General features: G+C 65.8%; 24 protein-coding genes and 1 pseudogene. 14 read left to right on the forward strand and 11 right to left on the reverse strand.

Annotation, left to right across the window (positions count from 1 at the left end):
* Both SE92_RS06620 and SE92_RS06625 read left to right on the forward strand, forming a co-directional pair.
* The coding region (locus SE92_RS06620) for a sensor histidine kinase (RefSeq protein WP_063195006.1) at positions 1-1,163 on the forward strand (1,163 nt) is incomplete at its 5' end.
* Complete coding sequence (locus tag SE92_RS06625; RefSeq protein ID WP_063195007.1) at positions 1,160-1,822, forward strand: response regulator; 663 nt, start codon at positions 1,160-1,162, stop codon at positions 1,820-1,822. The genes SE92_RS06620 and SE92_RS06625, both read left to right, overlap by 4 nt.
* Before the next feature lie 13 nt (positions 1,823-1,835).
* Here the strand turns inward: SE92_RS06625 and SE92_RS06630 are convergent, their stop codons facing one another.
* Positions 1,836-2,798 (reverse strand): MBL fold metallo-hydrolase, encoded by a 963-nt coding sequence (locus SE92_RS06630; protein ID WP_063195008.1) that lies wholly within the window; start codon positions 2,796-2,798, stop codon positions 1,836-1,838.
* A gap of 44 nt (positions 2,799-2,842) precedes the next feature.
* Positions 2,843-3,826, reverse strand: coding sequence for a VOC family protein (locus SE92_RS06635; protein ID WP_063195009.1), 984 nt, complete (start codon positions 3,824-3,826; stop codon positions 2,843-2,845).
* A 144-nt stretch (positions 3,827-3,970) separates the two neighbouring features.
* Here SE92_RS06635 and SE92_RS06640 point away from each other — a divergent pair, with 144 nt between their 5' ends.
* The 4 genes from SE92_RS06640 (at position 3,971) to SE92_RS06655 (ending at position 8,477) form a co-directional block, all read left to right on the forward strand.
* On the forward strand, positions 3,971-4,762 hold the full coding sequence (locus tag SE92_RS06640; protein ID WP_063195010.1) for a DNA-binding transcriptional regulator: 792 nt from the start codon (positions 3,971-3,973) through the stop codon (positions 4,760-4,762).
* Between the two features lie 76 nt (positions 4,763-4,838).
* Positions 4,839-6,347: a bifunctional 3-(3-hydroxy-phenyl)propionate/3-hydroxycinnamic acid hydroxylase MhpA gene (mhpA, locus tag SE92_RS06645; protein ID WP_063195011.1), complete on the forward strand. Its 1,509-nt coding sequence runs from the start codon at positions 4,839-4,841 to the stop codon at positions 6,345-6,347.
* A 25-nt stretch (positions 6,348-6,372) separates the two neighbouring features.
* On the forward strand, positions 6,373-7,224 hold the full coding sequence (locus SE92_RS06650; protein ID WP_063195012.1) for a fumarylacetoacetate hydrolase family protein: 852 nt from the start codon (positions 6,373-6,375) through the stop codon (positions 7,222-7,224).
* Positions 7,225-7,265: 41 nt separating this feature from the next.
* Entirely contained in the window at positions 7,266-8,477 is a 1,212-nt protein-coding gene (locus SE92_RS06655) for an ABC transporter substrate-binding protein (RefSeq protein WP_063195013.1), read from the forward strand.
* Positions 8,478-8,481: 4 nt separating this feature from the next.
* Here the strand turns inward: SE92_RS06655 and SE92_RS06660 are convergent, their stop codons facing one another.
* Entirely contained in the window at positions 8,482-9,324 is an 843-nt protein-coding gene (locus SE92_RS06660; RefSeq protein ID WP_063203372.1) for a hypothetical protein, read from the reverse strand.
* A gap of 212 nt (positions 9,325-9,536) precedes the next feature.
* Here SE92_RS06660 and SE92_RS06665 point away from each other — a divergent pair, with 212 nt between their 5' ends.
* From SE92_RS06665 to SE92_RS06680, 4 genes are read left to right on the forward strand one after another with little or no spacing between them, the layout of a single operon-like run.
* Positions 9,537-10,421, forward strand: a complete 885-nt coding sequence (locus SE92_RS06665; RefSeq protein WP_063195014.1) for an IclR family transcriptional regulator — start codon at positions 9,537-9,539, stop codon at positions 10,419-10,421.
* Position 10,422: 1 nt separating this feature from the next.
* On the forward strand, positions 10,423-11,619 hold the full coding sequence (locus tag SE92_RS06670) for a CaiB/BaiF CoA transferase family protein (protein ID WP_063195015.1): 1,197 nt from the start codon (positions 10,423-10,425) through the stop codon (positions 11,617-11,619).
* A 41-nt stretch (positions 11,620-11,660) separates the two neighbouring features.
* Positions 11,661-12,647 (forward strand): Bug family tripartite tricarboxylate transporter substrate binding protein, encoded by a 987-nt coding sequence (locus SE92_RS06675; protein WP_063195016.1) that lies wholly within the window; start codon positions 11,661-11,663, stop codon positions 12,645-12,647.
* A 23-nt stretch (positions 12,648-12,670) separates the two neighbouring features.
* A complete protein-coding gene (locus SE92_RS06680; RefSeq protein WP_063203373.1) occupies positions 12,671-13,891 on the forward strand; it encodes an ABC transporter substrate-binding protein in 1,221 nt (406 codons plus the stop codon).
* Between the two features lie 79 nt (positions 13,892-13,970).
* Here SE92_RS06680 and SE92_RS06685 read toward each other — a convergent pair whose 3' ends face one another.
* Together SE92_RS06685 and SE92_RS06690 are read right to left on the reverse strand one after the other, a co-directional pair.
* Positions 13,971-14,462 carry an SRPBCC family protein gene (locus tag SE92_RS06685; protein ID WP_063195017.1) on the reverse strand — a complete coding sequence of 164 codons (492 nt, stop codon included), beginning with the start codon at positions 14,460-14,462 and terminating at the stop codon, positions 13,971-13,973.
* A 2-nt stretch (positions 14,463-14,464) separates the two neighbouring features.
* Positions 14,465-14,851 carry an ArsR/SmtB family transcription factor gene (locus SE92_RS06690; RefSeq protein WP_063195018.1) on the reverse strand — a complete coding sequence of 129 codons (387 nt, stop codon included), beginning with the start codon at positions 14,849-14,851 and terminating at the stop codon, positions 14,465-14,467.
* A gap of 385 nt (positions 14,852-15,236) precedes the next feature.
* On the opposite strand from SE92_RS06690, the gene SE92_RS06695 reads away from it, so the two are divergent.
* Positions 15,237-16,298: a serine hydrolase gene (locus SE92_RS06695; RefSeq protein ID WP_063195019.1), complete on the forward strand. Its 1,062-nt coding sequence runs from the start codon at positions 15,237-15,239 to the stop codon at positions 16,296-16,298.
* A gap of 62 nt (positions 16,299-16,360) precedes the next feature.
* Here SE92_RS06695 and SE92_RS06700 read toward each other — a convergent pair whose 3' ends face one another.
* Both SE92_RS06700 and SE92_RS06705 read right to left on the reverse strand, forming a co-directional pair.
* Positions 16,361-17,185: an outer membrane protein gene (locus tag SE92_RS06700; protein WP_063195020.1), complete on the reverse strand. Its 825-nt coding sequence runs from the start codon at positions 17,183-17,185 to the stop codon at positions 16,361-16,363.
* Positions 17,186-17,448: 263 nt separating this feature from the next.
* On the reverse strand, positions 17,449-18,153 hold the full coding sequence (locus tag SE92_RS06705; protein WP_063195021.1) for an SDR family oxidoreductase: 705 nt from the start codon (positions 18,151-18,153) through the stop codon (positions 17,449-17,451).
* 101 nt (positions 18,154-18,254) lie between these two features.
* Here SE92_RS06705 and SE92_RS06710 point away from each other — a divergent pair, with 101 nt between their 5' ends.
* Entirely contained in the window at positions 18,255-19,097 is an 843-nt protein-coding gene (locus SE92_RS06710) for a GNAT family N-acetyltransferase (protein ID WP_063195022.1), read from the forward strand.
* A gap of 3 nt (positions 19,098-19,100) precedes the next feature.
* On the opposite strand, the pseudogene SE92_RS06715 reads toward SE92_RS06710, so the two are convergent.
* Positions 19,101-19,542 (reverse strand): annotated as a pseudogene (locus tag SE92_RS06715) (hypothetical protein).
* A 275-nt stretch (positions 19,543-19,817) separates the two neighbouring features.
* Here SE92_RS06715 and SE92_RS06720 point away from each other — a divergent pair.
* A complete protein-coding gene (locus SE92_RS06720) occupies positions 19,818-20,099 on the forward strand; it encodes a hypothetical protein (protein WP_063195023.1) in 282 nt (93 codons plus the stop codon).
* Positions 20,100-20,153: 54 nt separating this feature from the next.
* Here SE92_RS06720 and SE92_RS06725 read toward each other — a convergent pair whose 3' ends face one another.
* Positions 20,154-20,447, reverse strand: a complete 294-nt coding sequence (locus SE92_RS06725) for a hypothetical protein (protein WP_063195024.1) — start codon at positions 20,445-20,447, stop codon at positions 20,154-20,156.
* A 12-nt stretch (positions 20,448-20,459) separates the two neighbouring features.
* Positions 20,460-20,801, reverse strand: a complete 342-nt coding sequence (locus SE92_RS06730) for a curlin (protein WP_245324480.1) — start codon at positions 20,799-20,801, stop codon at positions 20,460-20,462.
* On the opposite strand from SE92_RS06730, the gene SE92_RS37070 reads away from it, so the two are divergent.
* Complete coding sequence (locus SE92_RS37070) at positions 20,794-20,958, forward strand: hypothetical protein (protein ID WP_245324482.1); 165 nt, start codon at positions 20,794-20,796, stop codon at positions 20,956-20,958. The two genes, SE92_RS06730 and SE92_RS37070, sit on opposite strands and share 8 nt — an antisense overlap.
* Positions 20,959-20,966: 8 nt before the next feature.
* Here SE92_RS37070 and SE92_RS06735 read toward each other — a convergent pair whose 3' ends face one another.
* A complete protein-coding gene (locus tag SE92_RS06735; protein WP_063195026.1) occupies positions 20,967-21,377 on the reverse strand; it encodes a curlin in 411 nt (136 codons plus the stop codon).
* Between the last annotated feature and the right edge of the window lie 25 nt (positions 21,378-21,402).

The following is a 21,402-nucleotide window of genomic DNA, read 5'->3' on the forward strand; positions in this document are numbered from 1 at the left end:
TCGATCCCGTCGCGGCCTATGTGATGACGCCGGGCCTGTGTCTGGCCTTCCGCGGCGCGAGCGGCGAGATGCTGCAGCGGTTCTGCAGCGGCGCGCCGGCCCCGGCGAGCCCGCCGCCGCAGGCCTTCGCCGCCTTCTATCGCAGCCTGTTCGACCCCGGCCGCGAGGCGGCGCGGCCCGTGATCGTGCGCGGCGCCAAGCTCGGCGAGACCGTAGTGTCGGTCGATCCCGCCGTGCAGACCGCGGAGGCGTGGCACGAGGCCGGCCGCCTGATGATCGCGCTCGCGATCGCGCTGCCGCTGCTGTGCCTGCTGGTCTATGCTGCGCTGGCGCGCGCGCTGCGCCCGACCCGTCTGATCTGCACGGGCCTCGAGCGGATCGCGGCCAACGACCTCACGGCGCGGCTGCCGCCGTTCGATCTCGCCGAGCTCTCCGCGATCCGCGACGGCTTCAACCATCTCGCCGAAAGCCTCGACAATGCGCTGGCCGAACGCAGCGAGCTGACGCGGAAGCTGATCGCACTGCAGGACGACGAGCGCCGCCATCTCGCCCGCGAGCTGCATGACGAGTTCGGCCAGTCGCTGGCCGCGATCCGCGCGCTGGCCTCCTCCGCCCGCCAGACCGCCGCGCAGGACTGCCCCGCTTTGCTGTCCGAGTGCGACGGGATCGCGCGGACAGCGACCGGCATGATGGAGACGCTGCGCGGCGCGCTGTTCCGGCTGCGCCCGCCCGACGTCGAGGAGCTCGGGCTCGTTGCAAGCCTGGAAGGCCTCGTCGCAGGCTGGAATGGACGCAGCCGCGGCGAGACGCGCTTCACGATCCATTTCGACGGCGCATTCGAGACCCTGCCCGCTGCGGTCAGCGCCAACCTCTACCGCATCGTGCAGGAGGCGCTCACCAATGCGGCCAAGCATGCCGGCGCCACCAAGGTCGGCCTGCATTTGACGATGGCGGCAGACGAGATCGCACTTGCCATCGACGACGACGGCCGGCCCGGCGACGCCTCGGGCAAATCCGGCATGGGCCTGCTCGGCATGCGCGAGCGCGTTGCGGCCCTGCGCGGCCGGATGAGCTTTGAAGTCGGCGCCAACGGCGGCTCGGCGCTGCGCGTCGTCATTCCGCTCGCCGCCTCCGACCGGCAGGCGCTGGAGCATGCGGCATGAGCGCGGCCGATGCGTCCATCCTGCTGGTCGACGACCATTCCGTCGTCCGCGAGGGCTATCGCTCCGTGCTCCAGAAGCAGCCGGGCCTGCGCGTCATCGCCGAAGCGTCCGACGGCGCGGAAGCCTACAAGCTGTACAAATCCGAGGCGCCCGACCTCGTCATCATGGATCTCAGCATGCCGGGCATCGGCGGCATCGAGGCCGTCAGGCGGATCAGGCAATGGGACAAGGGCGCCAGGATCCTGATCTTCACCATGCACCAGAATGCGGGCTTCGCCGTGCAGGCGATCCGCGCCGGCGCCAGGGGTTACGTCACCAAGACCAGCCCGCCGGAGACGCTGGTGCGCGCCGTGATGGACGTGCTCGCCGGCAAGATCGCCATCAGCCCCGACATCGACCACGAGCTGGCGCTGAGCCGGCTTGGCGGCGAAAGCTCGGCCGCCGACGTCCTCACCGCGCGCGAGTTCGAGGTGCTGCGGCTGCTGCTCGCGGAGAAGACGACCGACGAGATCGCCGAGACGCTGCATGTCAGCCCGAAGACCGTGGCGAACCTGCATTCCCTGATCAAGGACAAGCTCGGCGTCGGCTCCGACATCGAGCTGGTCCGCCTCGCGCTGCGCCAGGGACTGTTGACGCAGCTCGATCTCGGTGAGGCCTGATCGCCACCTGACGCTATGGCGCAAGCCTCGTTCCCTCCGGCGCAAACGCCTCGACCGTCTCGCCGATCACAAACGACATCATGTCGCGGCCGACGAGCAGAGGCCCCTTGTAGCTCGTGCGCGTGCGCAGGATCAGCGGCTCCTCGGGAATGTCTGGCGTAGGCTTCACCGCTCCGAACACGATGTGGGAATAAACGGCGAGTTTTGGTCTGGCCGATGCAAAGATCCGGCCGGCCTCCTCAGGCGACGTGTGGTGCGCCTGGATGTCCTTATAGACTGGACTCTTGACCAACAGTTCCGGTTCGATCACCGCAACCTCGTGGATCAGCAGATCGGCGCCCTCGGCGGCCTTAGCGATCCGTTCGTCGTACTTGGTGTCGCCGGACAGGACGACCTTGTGCCCACTATATTCGACGACGTAACCGAACGACGGCTTGATCTTCTCGCCGTGGTTGACCTCGATCGCGGCGACCTTGACGCCGTTGCTCTCATAGACGAGGCCCGGCGCGATCTCGGTCGCAGCAAAGGCGATCGCTGCGGGATCGAGATGCTCGTCATCGATACGAATGCGGATGTCGTCGGCGAAAGCCTTTGTCAGGTTCTCGGTCATCGCTACCGTGCCCTTTGGACCGTAGAGCTTCATTGGCCCCTTGCGCGAGGCCCAGGGTGTGGCGAGCCAGCCGGTCAGCCACATGTCGGGAAGGCCGACGAGATGGTCGGAGTGCAGATGCGTGATGAAGTTCGCGGTGATCGCGCCGAGCGGGATTTTCAGCTTGTAGAGCTGCATGGTCGATCCACGGCCGAGATCGAACAGCAGCTTCTCGCTCCCAGCCTCGACCAGAGTCGAGGCACTGAAGCTCGTCGGCCGCGGCGTCGGTACGCCGGTGCCGAGCAGCGTCACCTTGATCGGGTCGGCAGAGGCGACCGTCGAGAGCGCGAGCAGCACGAGGCCTGCCCTCACGAAAAGCTTGAGCATATTTTCTTTCCTTGGGTGTTAGATCATTGCCGCGTGGCTGCGGATCATTCGCGCGCGACCACCTGATCCAGCCACGCGCAGTTCAGCGGCGGCACGCTGGGATCGGCGACGCGGACGCCACGGGCCGCCGCATCCAGCCGCATGTCGCGCAGGCGCTTGCGCTGTTCTTCCGGCATGTGCAGCCGCTCGTGACCCCACAGCGACGGGCCGTCGAAGGTCTCGTGCGGCTGCCAGGTCTCGGGATCGATGACGCGCGCGCCCCAGCCATATTCGATGAAGAAGCCGGACGGCGTGTTCACATAGAATGAGGTCATGTGGTCGTTGGTGTGCCGTCCCAGCGTGTAGGCGACGCGCCCCTCGTCGAGCTGTGCCAGGTCGTAGCCTTGCCCGACATCATCGAGGCTGCCGAGCTCGACCATGAAGTGATGTAATGCCTTCCGACCGGAGCCGACCATCGCAAAGCTGTGGTGGCGGCCGTTGACGTGGAAGAAGTACAGTCCATAGGGTTTCAGCCCGAAATCCGAGACGTGGAAGCCGAGCACGTCACGATAGAACGGCAACAGCAGTTCGACATTCTCCACGTTGAGCACGACGTGCCCCATGCCGAGTGCGCCGGTGCGGAAGCCAGAGATCGGCCGGCCCGGCTTGAAAGGCTCGCTCGCAAGCTCCGGCTTGCAGAAGGCCTCGAGCCGGTTGCCCGCGGGGTCAGCGAACCAGATCAGCTCGGCGACATGCCGCTCGTCGGCGAGCGCGCGCGCGCCGCGCGTCACCTCGATGCCGTGGCTTTCGAGCCGTCCCGCCAATTGATCCAGCTCCGCCGTGGACGGAACTTCCCACCCCATCACCGCAAGGCCGGCATCGCCGCCGCCGTCGACGATCAGCCGCTGCTTGCGATCGTCCATGCGGAAGGCGCGCATCTTGCCCCCGCGATCGACCTGCTGCATGCCGAGCAGCCCCGTCGCCATCCGCCCCCACTCGTCGAGCTGCGATGAGTTGATCCCGATATAACCGAGCGCGGTGATTTCCATCGCAATCCTCCCGAAGGCATCGCGTGCGCCGCAATGCGGCGAACTTGATACCGGCCGCGCGCGATCCTAACGTGGCGTTCCGCAATCGCTTCGCGTTCGCAACGATAGTCGCGGGACCGTGCACCACAAGGGAGGAAATGCGAAGTGTCCAAGGAGCGGACGGGGCCGGGTGCGCCGCGGCAGTCGGAAGGCGTCCGCGCCTTCAAGCGCGGGCTTGACGTCCTGCGCGAGGTCAACCGTTCCGGCGGCATCCGCGCAGGCGACGTCGCCCGTGCGCTCGACCTGCCCCGTCCCACCGTCTACCGCCTGCTCGAGACATTGGAGGAACTGGGATATATCGCGCGCAGCGCCAGCGATGACCGCTTTCGGGTGACCCGGCGAGCCCTGAGCCTCGGCGACGGCTACGATCCCGGCGTGGTGATCTGCCAGGCGGCGGCGCCCTACCTCGCCGAGCTCAGCAAGACCCTGGTCTGGCCGGTCGATCTCTCGACCTACGAGAACGCGGCGATGGTCGTGCAGGAGACCACGCATTCGCGCAGCCCGCTCTCGATCGACCGCGGCATGATCGGCAAGCGCCTGCCGATGCTGCGGACGTCGGCGGGCCGCGCCTATCTCGCCGCCTGCCCCGCCCATGAGCGCGAGCTGATCCTCAATCATTTGCGCCGCATCGACGAGGCCGACGACCGCCCCTTTCTCGACGAAGCCCGCCTCGACCGCATGATCGTCGAGACGCAGGCGCGCGGCTACGCGATCCGAAGCGAGGGCGAGTTCAATCCTAAGACGGCGTCGATCGCCGTGCCGATCGTGCGGGATGGAACCGTCTTCGGCTGCATCTCGATCATCTGGATTCGCTCGGCGCTGCGGATCGACGAGGCAATTGCGCAATTTGCAGCGCCGCTTCAGGAGACCGCTGCGGCCATTCCGGTCGATGTCTAGGCCGATCCGTCCGCTGGGCGGACACTTCGGCCGGCGGCGTTGATGCTGCGACGCGGCTTGGGGGAGAGATGGCCCCATGCAAAATAAATCCGCCCACGAAGAGTTCGATGTCGTGATCGTCGGCCGAGGCCCGGTCGGCGCCACCCTCGCCAACCTGCTGGGCCTGTGCGGCATCCGGACCTTGGTGCTGGAGCGCGAGGGGCAGACCTATCATTTGCCGCGCGCGGTGCATTTCGACGACGAATGCATGCGCGTGTTCCAGACCATCGGTCTCGCCGAGGCGATCCTGCCGCAGACGATCCTCAGCCCCGGGATGCTGTTTCTGGATGCCGACGGCAAGATGCTGCTGGACTGGTCGCGGCCGCAGACCCCGACGCCGATGGGCTGGAATCTCAGCTACCGCTTTCACCAGCCCGATCTGGAGGACGTGCTGATCGGCGGCCTCTCCCGCTTTGCCCACGTCACCTTGCGGAGCCGCTGCGACGTGTTCGCGCTCGACCAGGACGAGCACGGCGTGCGCGTCCGCTACGAGGATCTGTCCAACGGCAAGCTCTGCGAGGTTCGCGCCGGCTTTGTCGTCGGCTGCGACGGCGCGCGGTCGCTGGTCCGCCGCTTCATCGGTTCGGGGATGGACGATCTCGGCTTCCACGAGCGCTGGCTGGTGATCGACGTGCTGCTCAAGCGCCCGCGCGGGGACCTCGGCGACTACAGCATCCAGCATTGCAACCCCGCCCGGCCCGCGACTTACGTGCGCGGCACTGGAACGCGGCGGCGCTGGGAGATCACGGTTCTCCAGGACGAGGATTCTCACGAGATCGCGCAGCCCGCAAAGGTCTGGGAATTGTTGTCGCGCTGGGTCACGCCTGACGATGCCGAGATCGAGCGCGCCGCGGTCTACACCTTTCATTCCGTGATCGCACAGCAATGGCGGAATGGACGATTGCTGCTCGCGGGCGATTCCGCGCACCAAACGCCGCCCTTCCTCGGCCAGGGCATGTGCGCGGGCATCCGCGATGCCGCCAACCTCGCCTGGAAGCTCGACGCCGTCATCCGGGGCGACGCCACGGCCGAACTGCTCGACACCTACCAGAGCGAGCGCCTTCCGCATGCGCGCGAGTTCATCGAACTCGCCATCCGTCTCGGCGGCGTGATCAACACCAAGGCGATCGAAGCGGGGCTCGCTGCCGGCGAGGCTCGCGAGAACGCGCCGGTGAAGCTCGAGGTGAAGAAGCCCCTGCTCGGACCTGGACTGGCGTCCCGCGGCGTGTCTCTCGCGGGAGATCTGGCCCCGCAATTCGAGCTTCGGAACGGCAGCCGCAGCGACGATTGGGTGGGCTACGGCCATGCGCTGCTCGTCGCAGACGCGTCTGCGCTTTCCTCGCGGCCCGCGCTTGCACAGGCCGGACTCAAGATCCTGACCTGCGACGATGCCGAAGGCATTGGCGACTGGCTGCGTCGGCACGGCATCATCGCCGCGCTGGTTCGTCCCGACCGCTATGTGCGCGGCGCCGCACACAACGAAGCCGAACTCGACCAGCTCATCGGCGCCATCACGCCTCTCACCCACGTGCCGTCCGCGGCCTGACCGAACATTTCTCAAGGGATATCTCATGAAGCTCCTTTCCTTCACCGCCAACGGCCGCGCCTCGTTTGGCGCCGTCAAGGACAATGGAATCGTCGATCTCGGCGCGCGCATGGCGCCCTGCTCCACGCTGCGGCAGTTGCTTGAATCCGGCCGCCTGCCTGAGGCGACAAAGCTCATCGCCTCGACGGCACCCGATCATCCGCTCGACAAAGTCAGTTTCGCTCCCGTGATCCCCGATCCCGACAAGATCATCTGTGTCGGCCTGAACTACCGCGACCACGTCGCGGAAACAGGACGCACCGTGACCGAGAAGCCCGCGTTGTTCGTGCGCTTCCCCTGCAGCCAGGTCGGCCATCTCCAGCCGATCGTGAAGCCGAGGGTGAGCGACGATTTCGACTATGAAGGCGAGCTCGCATTGGTCATCGGCAAGCAAGGCCGGCACATCCCGGCGAGCCGCGCGCTCGATCATATCGCCGGCTATTCCTGCTACAACGAAGGCAGCGTCCGCGACTGGCAGCGTCACACCAGCCAGTTCCTCTCCGGCAAGACCTTTGCCGAGAGCGGCAGCTTCGGCCCGTGGCTGGTGACGGCGGATGAAATCCCGGATCCATCCAGGCTCAGCTTGCAGACGCGGCTCAACGGCACCGTGGTGCAGAACACCACCACCGATCTCCTGATCACCGCCATCCCCGACTTGATCGCCTACATCTCCACGATCTGCCCGCTCGTCCCCGGCGACGTCATCGTGACGGGCACGCCGGGCGGCGTGGGCGCCAAGCGCACGCCGCCTTTGTGGATGCGCGCCGGCGACACCATCGAGGTCGAGATCTCCGGCATCGGCACCTTGCGCAACACGGTGATTGCCGAACCGGCCTGAGCTTCGCGACCGATCAACCAACGATAAAATCAGGAAACGCCATGACCTCTTCTCGCTCGCTGTCTACCGCCATCATGCTGACGATGCTGGCGCTCGCATGCCCCGCCGCGCGCGCCGAGATCAAGGGCGAGACGATCCGCATCGGCGTGCTCACCGACATGAATGGCGTGTTCGCCACCGCGATGGGCCCGGGCTCGGTCGAGGCGGCGCGGATGGCAGCGGAGGAGTTCGGCGGCAAGATCAACGGCAAGCCGATCGAGATCCTGCAGGCGGATCACCAGAACAAGCCGGATCTTGCGGCCTCGCTCGCCCGCAAATGGTTCAGCGACGGCGTCCAGGCGATCGCTGACGGCGGCAGCTCCGGCGCCGCCCTCGCCGTGCAGGAGCTGGTCCGTGGCAACGGCAAGATCTTCCTCGTCTCCGGCGCCGGCGCCAACCAGCTCACCGATGAAGCCTGTGCACCGACCAGCGTGCAATGGACCCAGGACGCCTATTCCACGGCGACCGCCGTGGTCTCAGGCATCATGCAGACCAGCAAGGAGCCGTGGTTCTTCATCACCGGCGACTACGCCTTCGGCCATTCGATAGAGGCGACGGCACGAGCCCGCATCGGCGAGCTCGGCGGCAAGGTCGCCGGCGGCGTCAAGGCGCAGCTCGGCACGCCCGATTTCAGCTCGTTCCTGCTGCAGGCCCAGTCCTCGGGCGCGAAGATCCTCGCCATCAACGTGGCCGGAGATAATGCCACCGCGATCAAGCAGGCCGAGGAATTCGGCCTCGCCGATCAGGGCATCAAGATCGTGCCGATGTCGTTCCAGAACGTCGACATCGAGGCGGTCGGGTTGAAGGCAACCCGTGGCGACCTCATCGTCACCTCGTTCTTCGAGGACGTCTCGCCCGCTGCCCGGAAATTCTCCGATGCGTTCTTTGCGCGCCGAAAGGCAATGCCGTCGCAGATCCAGGCCGGCGTCTATTCCGCCGTGCGCCATTATCTGCAGGCGATCAAGGACACAGATTCCGACGACAGCGCAACCGTGATGGCCAGGATGAAGGCGACCCCGGTGTCGGACGCCTACACGCCCAACGGCCGCATCCGCGAGGATCAGCGCATGGTGCACGATCTCTATCTGGTCCAGGTCAAGACGCCGCAGGAGTCCAAAGGCCCCTGGGACTTCGTCAAGCTGGTCGCGACCATCCCGCCCGACCAGGCCTTCCGCCCGCTCGACCGCAGCAAGTGCAGTCTGGTCGGCAAGTAGTCGCTTACGCCAGATAACGTACCAGCTGGCCTTCCATCGCGTAGAGCGCGCACAGCGCCAGGCTCGACCACACCGCGGCGCTGAAATACAGGAACATCCAGGTCAGTTCCCCCTTCCAATGCGCGATGTCGTGGGTCACCACCCAGCGCGTCGAGACATCATGCAGGCCTTCGAGAAAGCCCAGGAGCCTGTTGCCCTCGGCGTGCCCGGCCCGCCAGCGGCTGAGATACATGGGAACGTCGACGGTGACGAGGAAGGCGAGGAAGCAGGCGATGCCGACGATGCCCGACATCAGCGCCCAGCGCACCACGCCCTGGAATTCCGGCATCAGGCGGCACAGCGCGATGCCGGCGAGGAAGAAGGTCACCGCCCACAGCGAGTTCTCGATCGCGTTGTAGAGGAAGTTCGTCGTCACCACCGCGTACCAGGAGAAGCACTCCGCGATGATGATGATCGGCACGATCACGAGCGCGATGTTCACCGCGGTCTCGGCGCCCGTCATCTTGCCGAGCTGATGCAGGATGATGGCCCATTGCGCGACGAAGCAGAGCTCGGCCACGGTCGCAACGGTTCGGCCGACCACGACGCTCGACAGCCAGGTGTCGAACAGGCAGATGCGCTGCACGTCGGCGCGCGGCAGCACCGAGCGGAACGCGCAGCCGAACACATAGCCGGCGCACAACAGGAACATCAGCCCGATGTCCGAGCCGCCACCGAAGCTGCTGGAGGGCGTCGGGTAGAACTCGCGATACAGCATGAACCAGACCAGGATGTTGGCGCTGCTCACGAGCGTGAGCGACCCCCACCACCACGCGAGGGGATTTGACCGCGCCTGCCACTGCAACATGAACCGCTCCAAGAATTATCGATCTGACATGCCGACGTAATAATCCTGTCACAGGACGGCATGCAATCACGACAAAAATCCGTGTGGTCGGCCGGTCCGGCGCGTTCCTCAGCGCAAACTTCGAGGCAAACGCCCTGTCCACATACCGGACAATTTATAGAGGTTTGACGAATCTATTGGACAGCGACGCGAGCCCCGTCTGATATTCGGGAATGGCCCGGACAGACTCATCCAAGCCGCGACATCCGCCCTCCTCCGCCGCTGCCGTGCTGGCGGAAAGTGTCGATGACGCCGCCTTCGCCACGACGCTGGCGAAGGGACTCGTCGTGCTCGAAGCGTTCAAGGCCGGCAGCACGCTGCTCGGCAACATGGAGCTGTCGACGCTGACGGGCATCCCGCGCCCGACGGTGGCGCGGCTGACCCACACGCTGGCCGAGCTCGGCTACCTCCGCTACGACGCCGAGCGGGCCAAGTACCGCGTTGCTGCGCGGGCGCTGCGGATCGCCCATCCCCTGCTTGCCGGGATGCAATTCCGCCAGGTTGCGCGGCCGATGATGCAGGAGCTGGCGCTCAGCGTCCGCGGCACGGTCTCGATCGGCCTGCTCGACGCCACCTCAATGATCTATGTCGAGACCGCGCGCTCCGGCGATGTCGGGCCGCACGCGCCCGACATCGGCATGCCGATCCCCGTGGTGATGACCGCCATGGGACGCGCCGCGGCCGCGACCTTGCCGCCATCAGATGCAGAGCGGCTCGAACGGAACATCGCCGCCGAAGACGCTGAGTTATGGTCGGCCTTCCGTGACAAATACCGCGCCGGAATCACGCAATGCAAAAGCCGCGGCTTCTGCACCTGCTGGGGCGAGTACATGGCTTCGATCCATGCTGTCGCCGCGCCGCTGTTCCACGTCAGCGAATCCAGGCAGTCGTTCTCGATCAATTGCGGCATCCCCGCGTTCCGCCTCCAGCCGGGCCAGCTGGAGAGCGAGATCGGCCCGCGCATCGCGGCGCTCGCCGACAGCATCCGCGCCATCGTCGGGCAGGCAGAGCTCACGCCGCCGCGCAAAACCAAGAAAATCACAAGCGCCGGGACATGACATGGCTGGACCACTCGAGGGATTGAAGGTTCTCGACATCGCGACGATCATCGCCGCACCGTTCGCCGCGACGCTGCTGGCCGACTACGGCGCGGACGTGCTCAAGATCGAGATGCCCGGGCACGGCGACGGCGTGCGGGCGTTTCCGCCGTTCAAGGACGGCAAGCCGCTATGGTGGAAGGCGGCCAATCGCAACAAGAAGTTCGCCACGCTCGATCTGCGCACACCGGACGGGCTTGCACTGTTCAAGCAGCTGCTGCCGCGCTTCGACGTGCTGATCGAGAATTTTCGTCCGGGAACGCTCGACCGCTGGGGCCTACCTAAGGAGGTGCTGTGGTCGATCCAACCGCGCCTCGTGATTCTGCGCGCGACCGCTTTCGGGCAGGATGGCCCCTATCGCGAGCGGCCCGGCTTCGCCCGCATCTTCGAAGCCATGGGCGGGCTCACCTACATCACTGGCGAGAGCGACGGCGAGCCGACCCATCCCGGCTACCCCATCGGGGATTCGATCGGCGGCTTGTTCGGCGCCGTCGGCGCGCTCGCGGCGCTGTGGAAACGCGCGCGCGATCCCGATGCGCCCGGCGAGGAGATCGATCTTTCGCTGACGGAAGCCACCTTCCGCCTGCTCGACGTCCTCGCCATCGAGCACGACCAGCTCGGCGCCGTCCGCAGCCGGATCGGCAACGCCAACGGCTATTCGGCGCCGGCCGCCGTGTTCCGCACCAGCGACGATCGCTGGGTGACGCTCGCGGGTTCGACCAACGCGCTGTTTGCGGCGAACTGCCGGGCGATCGAGCGGCCCGACCTGATCGACGACCCGCGCTTCGCCACCAACGACCGGCGCGTCAAGCACGCTGCCGAGCTCAACGACATCTTCGCCGGCTGGTGCGCCGCCCATCCCCTCGACGACGTCCTCGCGAGATTCAATGCCGCCCAAGGCACGCTCGCCCCGATCTATTCGATCGACCAGATCGCCGACGACCCGCAAATGCGGGCGCGCGACGTCATCACCCGCGTGCCCGACAAGGATTTCGGCACGGTTGCCATGACCAACGTCGTTCCGCGCTTCACGGTCGATCCCACGCGCATGCGTCACGCCGCAGGCGACGTCGGCCAGGACAACGACGAGGTCTTTCGGAATTGGCTCGGCCTGACGGAGCAGGAGATCGAACGGCTCACCGAGCAAAAGGTGATCTGAAACTAACAAGAAGACGGAAAACAAAAGGGAGGAAGAAGATCGTGGCATCATTTGAGGTCACACGACGAACCCTGCTGGGCACCATCGCAGGCGGCCTCGTCGCCAGCTCGAGCCCGACGGCCCGGGCCGAAGACGCATGGCCTTCGCGCATGGTGCGGCTGATTTCGCCCTACGGGCCCGGCGGCTCCAACGACATCTCGCTGCGCCTGCTGGCCGAGGAATTCGGCCGCAGCCTGCATCAGCAGTTCATCGTCGAGAACAAGCCGGGCGCCGGCACCCGCATCGCCAACGACATGGTCGCCCATGCGCCGGGTGACGGCTACACCCTGCTCTACGTCGCGGCGCCCTACGCCACCGCCGAGGCGCTGTTCGGCAAGCTGACCTATGACCGCAAGGACCTGCAGCCGGTCGCGATGGTCGTGGTCGCGCCGCTGTTTCTCATCATCAGCGCCGATGCGCCGTTCAAGACGCTCCCCGAGCTGATCGCCTACGGCAAGTCGAAACCGGACGGGCTGACCTTCGCCTCTCCCGGTGCCGGCTCGCAGCCGCATCTTGCGGGCGAGCTGCTGTTCCGCGATGCCGGCGTGAAAGGTCTCAACATCCCGTTCCGGGGCGATGCCGCTTCTTACACCGAGCTGCTCGCCGGCCGCGTCGATGCCACCTTGACGGCGCTGCCGACCGCACTGCCCTACATCCAGAGCGGCAAATTCACGGTGCTCGGTGTCGCCTCGCCCGAGCGCAGCGCGCTCTACCCGCAGGCGCCGACCTTGCGCGAGCAGGGCTTTCCCAACGTCGCCGCCGCCGGCTGGTACGGCTTCATGGCGCCCGCCACGACCCCGCGCGCGATCGTCGACAAGTTTCAGGCCGAGATCCTGCGCGCGCTCGCCGAACCTGCCATCAAGGACAAGCTGACCGCTCAAGGCCTCGAAGTGCGCGCCGGCAACGCGGCCGAATTCGGCCAGTTCATCGACGCCGAGACGCAGAAATGGACCAAGCTGATCCGCGACGCCGGTCTCAAGGGCGAATGACCCAAAGCGAACAGGGAATGAACATGAAGAACCGTCTTCTCGATCGCGTCGCGGTCACCGTGCTTGCCGTGCTGATGTCGATCGCACCAGCACATGCGCAGAAGAAATACGATGCCGGCGCCTCCGACACCGCGATCAAGGTCGGCCAGACCGTGCCGCTCAGCGGCCCGGCGTCGGCCTACGCCGTGATCGGCAAGACCCAGGCCGCCTATATGAAGATGATCAACGACCAGGGCGGCGTGAACGGCCGCAAGGTCGAGCTGATCCAGTATGACGATGCCTATTCGCCGCCGAAAACCGTGGAGCAGACCCGCAGGCTGGTCGAAAGCGACGAGGTGCTGCTGACGTTCCAGATCATCGGCACCGCGCCCAACGTCGCCGTGCAGAAATACCTCAACGCCAAGAAAATCCCGCAGCTGTTTGCCGCGACCGGCGCGGCGCGCTTCACCGATCCCAAGAACTTTCCCTGGACCATGGGCTTCAACCCCTCTTACCTCGTCGAGGGCCGGATCTACGCGCAATACCTCCTGAAGAACCACCCGAATGCGAAGATCGGCGTGCTCTACCAGAACGACGACCTCGGCAAGGATTATCTCGCCGGCCTCAAGGCCGGTCTCGGCGGCAAGGCCAACATGATCGTGGCCGAAACGTCCTACGAGATCACCGAGCCGACGATCGACTCGCAGATCCTGCGGCTGAAGGATGCCGGAGCCGACGTGCTGTTCAGCGCGACGACGCCGAAACAGGCGGCGCAGGCGATCAAGAAGGTCTCGGAGATCGGCTGGAAGCCGCTGCACATCATCGACATCAACGCCTCCTCGGTCAGCGCCGTGCTGAAACCGGCGGGCCTCGAGAATTCCAAGGGCGTCGTCAGCGTCGGCTATGTCAAGGATGCCGCCGATCCCGAATGGAAGGACGATGCCGGCATGAAGCGCTACCTCGCCTTCATGGCGAAGTACTATCCCGACGGCGACAAGGATTCGAACCTGAACGTCTACGGCTACATCACAGCCCAGCTGCTGGTGCAGGTGCTGCAGCAATGCGGCGACGATCTGACGCGCGAGAACGTGATGCGGCAGGCGGCGAACCTGAAGAACGTCGTGCTCGACCTGACGCTGCCCGGCATCTCGGTCACGACGTCGCCGACCGACTATCGCGTCAACAAGCAGTTCCAGATGGTGCAGTTCGACGGCCAGCGCTGGCAGAAGCTCGGTGACATCGTGACGGACGAGGCGAAGGAGTGAGTGGTGGGATTGGGCGCCGTACCCCCACTCCTCTCGTCATGGCCGGGGCCTGCCCGGACATGACGAGGAGGACTGCGGCCTACGCCTTCATCCCCGACACATAGGCCGCGAGCTTGTCGAGCGTCTGATAGCCGTATTCGACGGCGCCGAAGCCGATCATGCCGTCGCGCTGCGCGGTGCTCGAGGCCAGCTGGCGCATCATCAGCACGGTCTTGCCGTTGCTCTGCTCGGCGAAGGTGACGGTGAAGCGGAACATGCCGGGATCCTCGTCCTGGTCGACGCCGTGATCCATCTCCATCAGCGACGGCCGTTCGATGCGGCGGAAGCGCATCCGGTTCGGATAGACCGTGCCGTCGAGGCCGATCATGTTGAAGCGCCAGACGCCGCCGACCCGGACGTCGATCTCGAAAGTCTCGATCTTGAACCCTTTCGGCCCGAACCATTGCGGCAGATGCTTGGGATCGGACCACGCCTCGAACACCAGATCGCGCGGCGCGTCGATCACGCGCGACATCACGATCTCGCGGTCGAGCGACCATTGCGACAGAGCGGGGTTGGCAGAATTCGTCATCGTCAAGAACCTTTCTTCTTGGTTGTGCGGGACGGTCGTTTGGCGGCCGCCTGCTCCTTCTCTTTCTTGAGCTTCATCACATAGGCTTCGAACCGGTCGAGCCGCGCCTCCCAGATCGCGCGCTGCTGCTGGAACCAGTCTTCCGCGCCCAGCAGCGCATCCGGGCTGAGCCGGCAGGTTCGCACGCGGCCGGATTTCTCCGACTGCACGAGCCCGCTCGTCTCCAGCACGTGGATGTGCTTCATGAAGCTCGGCAGCGCCATGTCGAAGGGATCGGCGAGCTCGCCGACGGAAGCCTCGCCGGCACACAGCCGCATCACGATTGCCCGTCGCGTCGGATCGGCAAGCGCTGCGAAAACCTGGTCGAGTGGAGATAATTGGTTAGCCATACAGCTAACTATACACGCCTGGAAGCTGGCGTCAACAATTGTTAGCCAATCGGCTAAGTTAAATCAGGAAGTGCCGTAGCCCGGATGGAGCGCAGCGCAATCCGGGGTCCTTCGCCCCGAAAACGACCGCCCCGGATTGCGCTGCGCTCCATCCGGGCTACCGTGCGGCGAGCTTCGCGATACGGAACCCACAACGCGCAATCGTGAATTGGGACCTCGCGCCCTCCCCGCTAAACACTATCCGGGGGCGCACCATGATTGTTCATCAGAGCCCGTGCCACCTGTTCTCACCTCGTCTCCGATCACCCGGCGAAGCTTCGCCCGGGCCGTTCTCGTTCCGCTTGCGATCGCGCTTCGGCCGCGCCGTGCATCCGCGGATTCCGACATGATCGCGCAGATGCGCGACATCGTCGCGAGCGAGCTGGCGCCGACCGCGACGCCGGATCATGCGGGCGGTCTCGCCGCCGCGCTCTATGCCGGCCGCCATGTCGAGTTCTTCACCTACGGCCATGCCGATGCAACGACCGGGCGGAAGGTGACGCCCGACACGCTCTTCAATCTCGCCTCGTTGAGAAAACCGTTCGAGGCCACGCTTGTGGCGCTCGGCGTGCAGCGCGGCGAGCTGCGGCTCGACGACCGTCTGCCGAAATACCTGCCCGAGCTGGACGGCCCCTATATCCGCAACGTCACCGTCGGCCAGCTTGTCACGCATACTTCGGGGCTGTTGCTGCCGACCGACCATCCGCCCTGGCCGGACGAGCAGTACACGCGCGAGCAGTTCGTCGCCATGCTGAACGCCTTCGCGCCGGCGCCCGGCATCGCGCCCGGCCGGCAGCGCGTCTACACCCATGCCGGCTATGTGGTGCTGCAGCTCGCGCTCGAGCGCAGCACCGGCAAGCCGATCCGTACGCTGATCCAGAACCGCATTCTCCGCCCCCTCGCCATGGACGCCACCTTCATCCCCGAGCGCGGTGCGGACAATCGCGCCGTCATGGACGAGGCCTGGATGCAGCGCGTCGCCCAGGGCTATTCCGACCAGGGCATGGCGATCGGCCCCATCGGCAGCCAGCAGAGCTATTTCAACTTTCCCGGCACCGGCCAGATGTTCGCCTCCGCCCGGGATCTCGCGACGTTTGTCGCGGCCTGCGTCGACGGCCGCTCGATCGATCCGCATCTGCGCGAGGCGCTACGGATGACGCAGCACGAGACCTTTCGCGTCGACGAGAAATTCGGACAGGCCATGGCCTGGGAGAGCGTGCATCTCCCCGACGCCACCGTCGTCGACAAGCCGGGCGGCCTCAACAACGCCTCGGGCTATATGGGCCTCGTGCCGGCGCGGCGGATCGCCATCGTCCTGCTCGCCAATCGCGGCGAGTATCCGCACGAGATCGCCCGCTACAAGATATTGCCGGCCCTGGCGCGGCTGCTGGCATCGCATGCAAGCTGAGATTCAAAACAGAAAGCCCCGGCCGAGCCGGGGCTTCCACGCCAGGATGGGACCGGGACAGATCAATACCTGGCGACGACGGGTCCGCCGAACTTGTAGTTCACGCCGACGCGCACGATGTTCGACTTGAGATCGACCGAATGCGTGAAGGTCTGGGCCGGCAACGCCACACCGATATTGAAATTGTTGCTGGTCACGCTGCTGCGACCAAGATCGACATAGAGATATTCGGCCTTCAACGACCAGCCATTGCCCACGGCATACTCGCCGCCGACGCCCGCGGTCCAGCCGACGCGGGTGTCGCGGATCGCCCCGGACTCGGTCGCGCCTGCGAAGGTGTCGGTGAAGCTGAAATTGCCCCTGACCTCGGCGATGGCGGCACCGCCGGTGGCGTAGATCAGCCAGCTCGGCGTGGCGAGGAAGCCGATGCGGCCGCGAATGGTGGCGAGCCAATCGGCCGAGACCGACGAATTGACGGTGAAGGTGCTCGGCGCGCAGCAGGGATACACCGCCGTACTGGTCGCGCTGCCCTTGAAGCCGAAATAATTGATGTCGCCCTCGAGGCCGAGCACGGCGTTGTTGACCTGCCAGTTGTAGCCGGCGGTCAAGCCGCCGGTCACGCCGGAGCTGTTGATGTGTTGGGCGCCCACCGCGCCGATGGCAGTCACGCTCGAATCCGCGAAATAGGCGGCCACCGGAAACAGCGTGGTGGTGGCCGGGTTCGCGCTGCCCCATTGCCCGCCGACATTGCCGCCGACGTAGAAGCCGGTCCAGTTATAGACCGGCGCCATCACCGGCGCCTTGGTGTAATGCGCCGCGAGGTCGGCCGCCTGAACGGATGCGGTCCCCAAGACAACCGAAGCGATCGCCAGCAAAAACTTGTTCATTCCAGTCTCCTTGCCCACGCGATGAACTCGCGTTTCATTGTGCGACGGCGTCCGGCGCAGATCGGGCATAGGACGTGCGCCGCTCATCGTCTTGGGCTGCGGCGAAGTTCATCGGGACTGTGACGTAGTGTGCATCGCAGATCGTACGAACGAATGATGAGTGTGACTGGAGGGCCACAGATCACCCTTCATCAACGGCGTGCAGCGCACGCCGCTGTCGCGTGACGACAAGGCCGCGAGGACGCGATTCGACTCGGCGTGCCTCAGACCGAACGCGTCAGTCCGCCGTCGACGCGGATGTTCTGACCGGTGATGTAGGCCGCGCCGTCGGAGGCCAGGAACGCGATCGTCGCCGCGATCTCCTCGACCTTGCCGTAGCGCTTCATCGGCACGCTGTCGCGGCGCGCATCCTGCTGCGGCAGGCTGTCGATCCATCCCGGCAGCACGTTGTTCATGCGGATGTTGTCGGCGGCATGGGCGTCGGTGAAGATCTTTGTGAAGGCGGCGAGCCCGGCACGGAACACCGCCGAGGTCGGGAACATCGCGCTCGGCTCGAATGCCCAGGCCGTCGAGATGTTGATGATGGTCCCGCCCTTCTGCGCCTGCATGATCGGCGTCACCAGCCGCGTCGGGCGGATCACGTTCAACAGATAAGTGTCGAGGCCGGCGTGCCACTGCTCGTCGGTGATCTCGGTGATCGGCGCGCGCGGCCCGTGGCCGGCGCTGTTGACGAGCACGTCGATCCGTCCCCACTTTGCCATGGCGCCGTCGACCAGACGCTTCAGATCGTCGTTCTCCTTGTTCGAGCCGGTGACGCCGAGCCCGCCGAGTTCGGAGGCCAGCGCCTCGCCCTTGCCGGAGGACGACAGGATCGCGACGCGAAACCCGTCCGCCGCCAGCCGCCGCGCAGCTCCCGCCCCCATGCCGCTGCCGCCGGCGGTAACCAGCGCAACCTTCTCTGCCGCCATGACCGATCATCCCTTCAGTTGAGGCGAGCCACCGGCTCAGCCTATCATGAGGCCTTCTACAGCCGGAGCTGCCGGCTGGTCCACCGCCGGAGGCATCCATCATGAGCGAATTGCACATCCGCAATTTGCGCCCCGAGGAGATCTCCCTCGCCATCGACTGGGCCGCGGCCGAGGGCTGGAATCCGGGCCTCTGCGACGCCGCCTGCTTCGCGGTGCCCGACGCGCAAGGCTTCTTCGTCGGCGAGATCGACGGCGAGCCGGTCGCGACAGTCTCCTGCGTCAATTACGACGACCGCTTCGCCTTCCTCGGATTCTACATCGTGCGCGCAGAATTGCGCGGCTCCGGCCACGGCCTGCGCATCTGGAACGCGGCGATCGCGCATGCGGGCAAGCGCGTGATCGGGCTCGACGGCGTGGTCGCGCAGCAGGACAATTACAAAAAATCCGGCTTCCAGCTCGCTTACGCCAACATCCGCTATGGCGGCATCGTCACCGCGCCCGTGAAGCCACCTGCCGATGTCGTCGCGCTCGACAAAATCCCGTTTGCAAATGTGGAAGCCGACGACGCCACCGTCTTCCCGGCAAAGCGCAACGCCTTCCTGCGCGCCTGGATCAGCACGTCAGGCCACGTCGGCCGCGCGCTTTTGCGCGACGGCAAGCTCGCCGCGTGGGGCGTGATCCGGCCGTGCCGGACCGGGCACAAGATCGGCCCGCTCGTCGCGGACGACCGCGCGGCGGCGGAGGCGATCGTCCAGGCCCTGCTCGCGAGCGCCGATATCGGCGAAGTCTTCCTCGACGTCCCCGCCGTCAATGGCGAGGCGATCGCGCTCGCCGAAGCGCTCGGCCTCAAGCCGGTGTTCGAGACCGCGCGGATGTACACGGGGCCGATCGCGCCGCTGCGTATCGACCGCGTCTTCGGCGTGACCAGCTTCGAGCTGGGATAGGACCTAGTAGCAGCGCATGATGTTGACGGTGTGCTCGCTGCCGCCGCGGCCGGGCACCGTCACCTGCTCCGTCGGGCAGCTCGGCACATAGGGCCGGTCGGACGGCACGACGTTCGGCGGGAAGCGATGCGTCCAGTCCCAGGGAACGTCATAGGTGTAGGTGTAGCGCACGTCGGTGGACACCGGCTGGGCGGCATCGGCGAAGGGCTGGCTGTAGCCGGCGCCGTCGTAGAAAAAAACCGCCGCCGCCCGGCCAGTAGACCCAGGGATTATTCCGCCGATGGAAGCGCGCTCCCGGCCCGATCGGCGCACGCGCCATTGCGCCGGACGGCGCAGCCGTCACGCCGTGCTGGACGCCGGCTCTGGCAAAACTGTCACTGGCGGGAAGGAGCAGCGCGGCAGCGCTGAGCGAGGCGAACAGCGCCCCATATGATCTGGACATCATGATACGCACCAACTCGTTTGGCTTCGGCGGCTCCCCGCAGCTACGCTAGGCCGGGCCGTCGCCCGCCCGCAAACCTATAATTAATTGTTGGTTAAGGCACGGGATTAACCGCGGAACCGCTGCGGCAAGACGCCCGCCTTGCCGCCTCTCCTGCTTCGTTCCGGGACACACCCTTCATAACCAGTTGATCGGAGTTGATCGCTGCCGCCGAGCCGGTTCCGGAACGCTCCCGCACTGCAACCGTTGGCTCCCGACACAAGCAAGGAGCATCTCCAATGCAGAACAAGTCGAAACTCCTCTGCCTTATCACGGCATCACTCGTCGCCGGCACGGCAGCCGCCTCGGCACAGGGCTACGGCTGGAACGGCCCGCGCGTGGGCTGGGATCGCACCGCGCCCGCTTACGAGCCGGTTCAGCCGCGCGCCTACTATCCCGATGTCGCGGGGCGCTATGGCGCGATCAACGGCAGCAACCATCCGACCCCGAGTTCGACACAGGGCGACGTCGGCCCCGAGGGCAACAACAACGGCACGCTGACCGGCGGCTATCGCTGGTAGTGATCGCGCGACACGAGGCCCACCGTCCGAAACCGGGCGGTGGGCCTTCCTGCGTCAACGACCCTGCTGCTTGCGCAGCCAGTCGAGCATGTCCTGCATGTTTCCTGGGGCTTGCCCGGTGCTTTGCGACACGATCGCCGTGTTGCCGCCGCTGCGACGATAGACCGTCGTACGCCCGGGCTCCTTCTCGATCTTGACTTCGGCCTGCGCCGGATCGCCGCTCTGGGTGATCACCGACGTGCCGTTCTCGTCCTGGACCACCGTGGTGTGACCGTCGGCAGCGCCAGCCGGCGCGGCTGCGATCACGCTCATGAGTCCTATTCCGGATGCGAGCAGCAGCAATCTCATGTCACGCCTCCATCATCTGCCGAACTGAAAGATCGCCAGCCAGTTGAAACGCCCGAACTGCCTCACGGCTCCCGTGTTCATGTCTCCGATCTGGAGCAGCAGCGCGTTGGTTGAATTGCCGACCTGGGTGATGTCGGCGGTGTTGCTCACACCGGATTGACCGACGATCGCGTTGGTGGTGCCGCCCACCTGGATCACATTGGCATAGTTGCGCGTGCCGTTCTGGATGATGGTCGCATCCACCGTCCCGGTGCCGCCGATCTGGATCACCCGCGCGATGTTGATGCGGCTGTTCTCCTCGATCGTGACGGGCTGGACGTCGTTGCCGAACTGCACGATCGTTTCGATGGTCACGTTCCGGTTCGTCACGCTGCGCTGGACCGACCCGGCGCTCGCCTGCGTCGCCGACGCGGCGGCCGCAAGCAACGCCAGCACGGCCAAAGCGTGCCTCAAAACCTGTCTGCCGCATCGCATCGCGTTTCCCCGCTGCTTGCCGACGCCGATCAGTTGACACGCGATTTACGGACCGGTCTGCAGAACCGTGGAATGGTTGACCGTGCCGAATTGCGCCACCGTGCCCGCGTTCATCGTGCCGAGCTGCGATATCAGGCTGCTCGCCGACTGGCCGGTCTGACCGACAAAGGCGAGATTGTTCGCTCCGGTCTGCCCGATCGCTGCGGAATTCGTCCCGCCGAACTGCAGAACGCCGGTGGCATTGTTGACGCCGTTCTGCGTCACGGTCGCACTGGTGCTGCCGCCGATCATGAACACGCCCGCCATGTTGAGCTGACTGTTCTGGTTCAGCACGACCGGCGGCCCGCCGACCGAGACGATGGTCTTGATGTCCGCGGTCTGGGCGCGGGCTGGCCCGGCGCCGACCGGGCACAGAGCGAGCATGACGGCGCCCGCGCATCCCAAATGATGTTTCATGACATGCCTCGCCACTTCGGATCGG

The sequence above is a fragment of the Bradyrhizobium sp. AT1 genome, assembly GCF_001590795.1.
Classification (GTDB): domain Bacteria; phylum Pseudomonadota; class Alphaproteobacteria; order Rhizobiales; family Xanthobacteraceae; genus Bradyrhizobium.

Bases quoted from the DNA above. Each gene is read 5' to 3' on its own strand.
- SE92_RS06625 (WP_063195007.1), top strand. From the start codon at position 1,160: ATGAGCGCGGCCGATGCGTCCATCCTGCTGGTCGACGACCATTCCGTC.
- SE92_RS06630 (WP_063195008.1), bottom strand. From the start codon at position 2,798: ATGCTCAAGCTTTTCGTGAGGGCAGGCCTCGTGCTGCTCGCGCTCTCG.
- SE92_RS06635 (WP_063195009.1), bottom strand. From the start codon at position 3,826: ATGGAAATCACCGCGCTCGGTTATATCGGGATCAACTCATCGCAGCTC.
- mhpA (WP_063195011.1), top strand. From the start codon at position 4,839: ATGCAAAATAAATCCGCCCACGAAGAGTTCGATGTCGTGATCGTCGGC.
- SE92_RS06650 (WP_063195012.1), top strand. From the start codon at position 6,373: ATGAAGCTCCTTTCCTTCACCGCCAACGGCCGCGCCTCGTTTGGCGCC.
- SE92_RS06655 (WP_063195013.1), top strand. From the start codon at position 7,266: ATGACCTCTTCTCGCTCGCTGTCTACCGCCATCATGCTGACGATGCTG.
- SE92_RS06660 (WP_063203372.1), bottom strand. From the start codon at position 9,324: ATGTTGCAGTGGCAGGCGCGGTCAAATCCCCTCGCGTGGTGGTGGGGG.
- SE92_RS06665 (WP_063195014.1), top strand. From the start codon at position 9,537: ATGGCCCGGACAGACTCATCCAAGCCGCGACATCCGCCCTCCTCCGCC.
- SE92_RS06670 (WP_063195015.1), top strand. From the start codon at position 10,423: ATGGCTGGACCACTCGAGGGATTGAAGGTTCTCGACATCGCGACGATC.
- SE92_RS06680 (WP_063203373.1), top strand. From the start codon at position 12,671: ATGAAGAACCGTCTTCTCGATCGCGTCGCGGTCACCGTGCTTGCCGTG.
- SE92_RS06685 (WP_063195017.1), bottom strand. From the start codon at position 14,462: ATGACGAATTCTGCCAACCCCGCTCTGTCGCAATGGTCGCTCGACCGC.
- SE92_RS06690 (WP_063195018.1), bottom strand. From the start codon at position 14,851: ATGGCTAACCAATTATCTCCACTCGACCAGGTTTTCGCAGCGCTTGCC.
- SE92_RS06695 (WP_063195019.1), top strand. From the start codon at position 15,237: ATGATCGCGCAGATGCGCGACATCGTCGCGAGCGAGCTGGCGCCGACC.
- SE92_RS06700 (WP_063195020.1), bottom strand. From the start codon at position 17,185: ATGAACAAGTTTTTGCTGGCGATCGCTTCGGTTGTCTTGGGGACCGCA.
- SE92_RS06705 (WP_063195021.1), bottom strand. From the start codon at position 18,153: ATGGCGGCAGAGAAGGTTGCGCTGGTTACCGCCGGCGGCAGCGGCATG.
- SE92_RS06710 (WP_063195022.1), top strand. From the start codon at position 18,255: ATGAGCGAATTGCACATCCGCAATTTGCGCCCCGAGGAGATCTCCCTC.
- SE92_RS06720 (WP_063195023.1), top strand. From the start codon at position 19,818: ATGCAGAACAAGTCGAAACTCCTCTGCCTTATCACGGCATCACTCGTC.
- SE92_RS06725 (WP_063195024.1), bottom strand. From the start codon at position 20,447: ATGAGATTGCTGCTGCTCGCATCCGGAATAGGACTCATGAGCGTGATC.
- SE92_RS37070 (WP_245324482.1), top strand. From the start codon at position 20,794: ATGGTCACGTTCCGGTTCGTCACGCTGCGCTGGACCGACCCGGCGCTC.
- SE92_RS06735 (WP_063195026.1), bottom strand. From the start codon at position 21,377: ATGAAACATCATTTGGGATGCGCGGGCGCCGTCATGCTCGCTCTGTGC.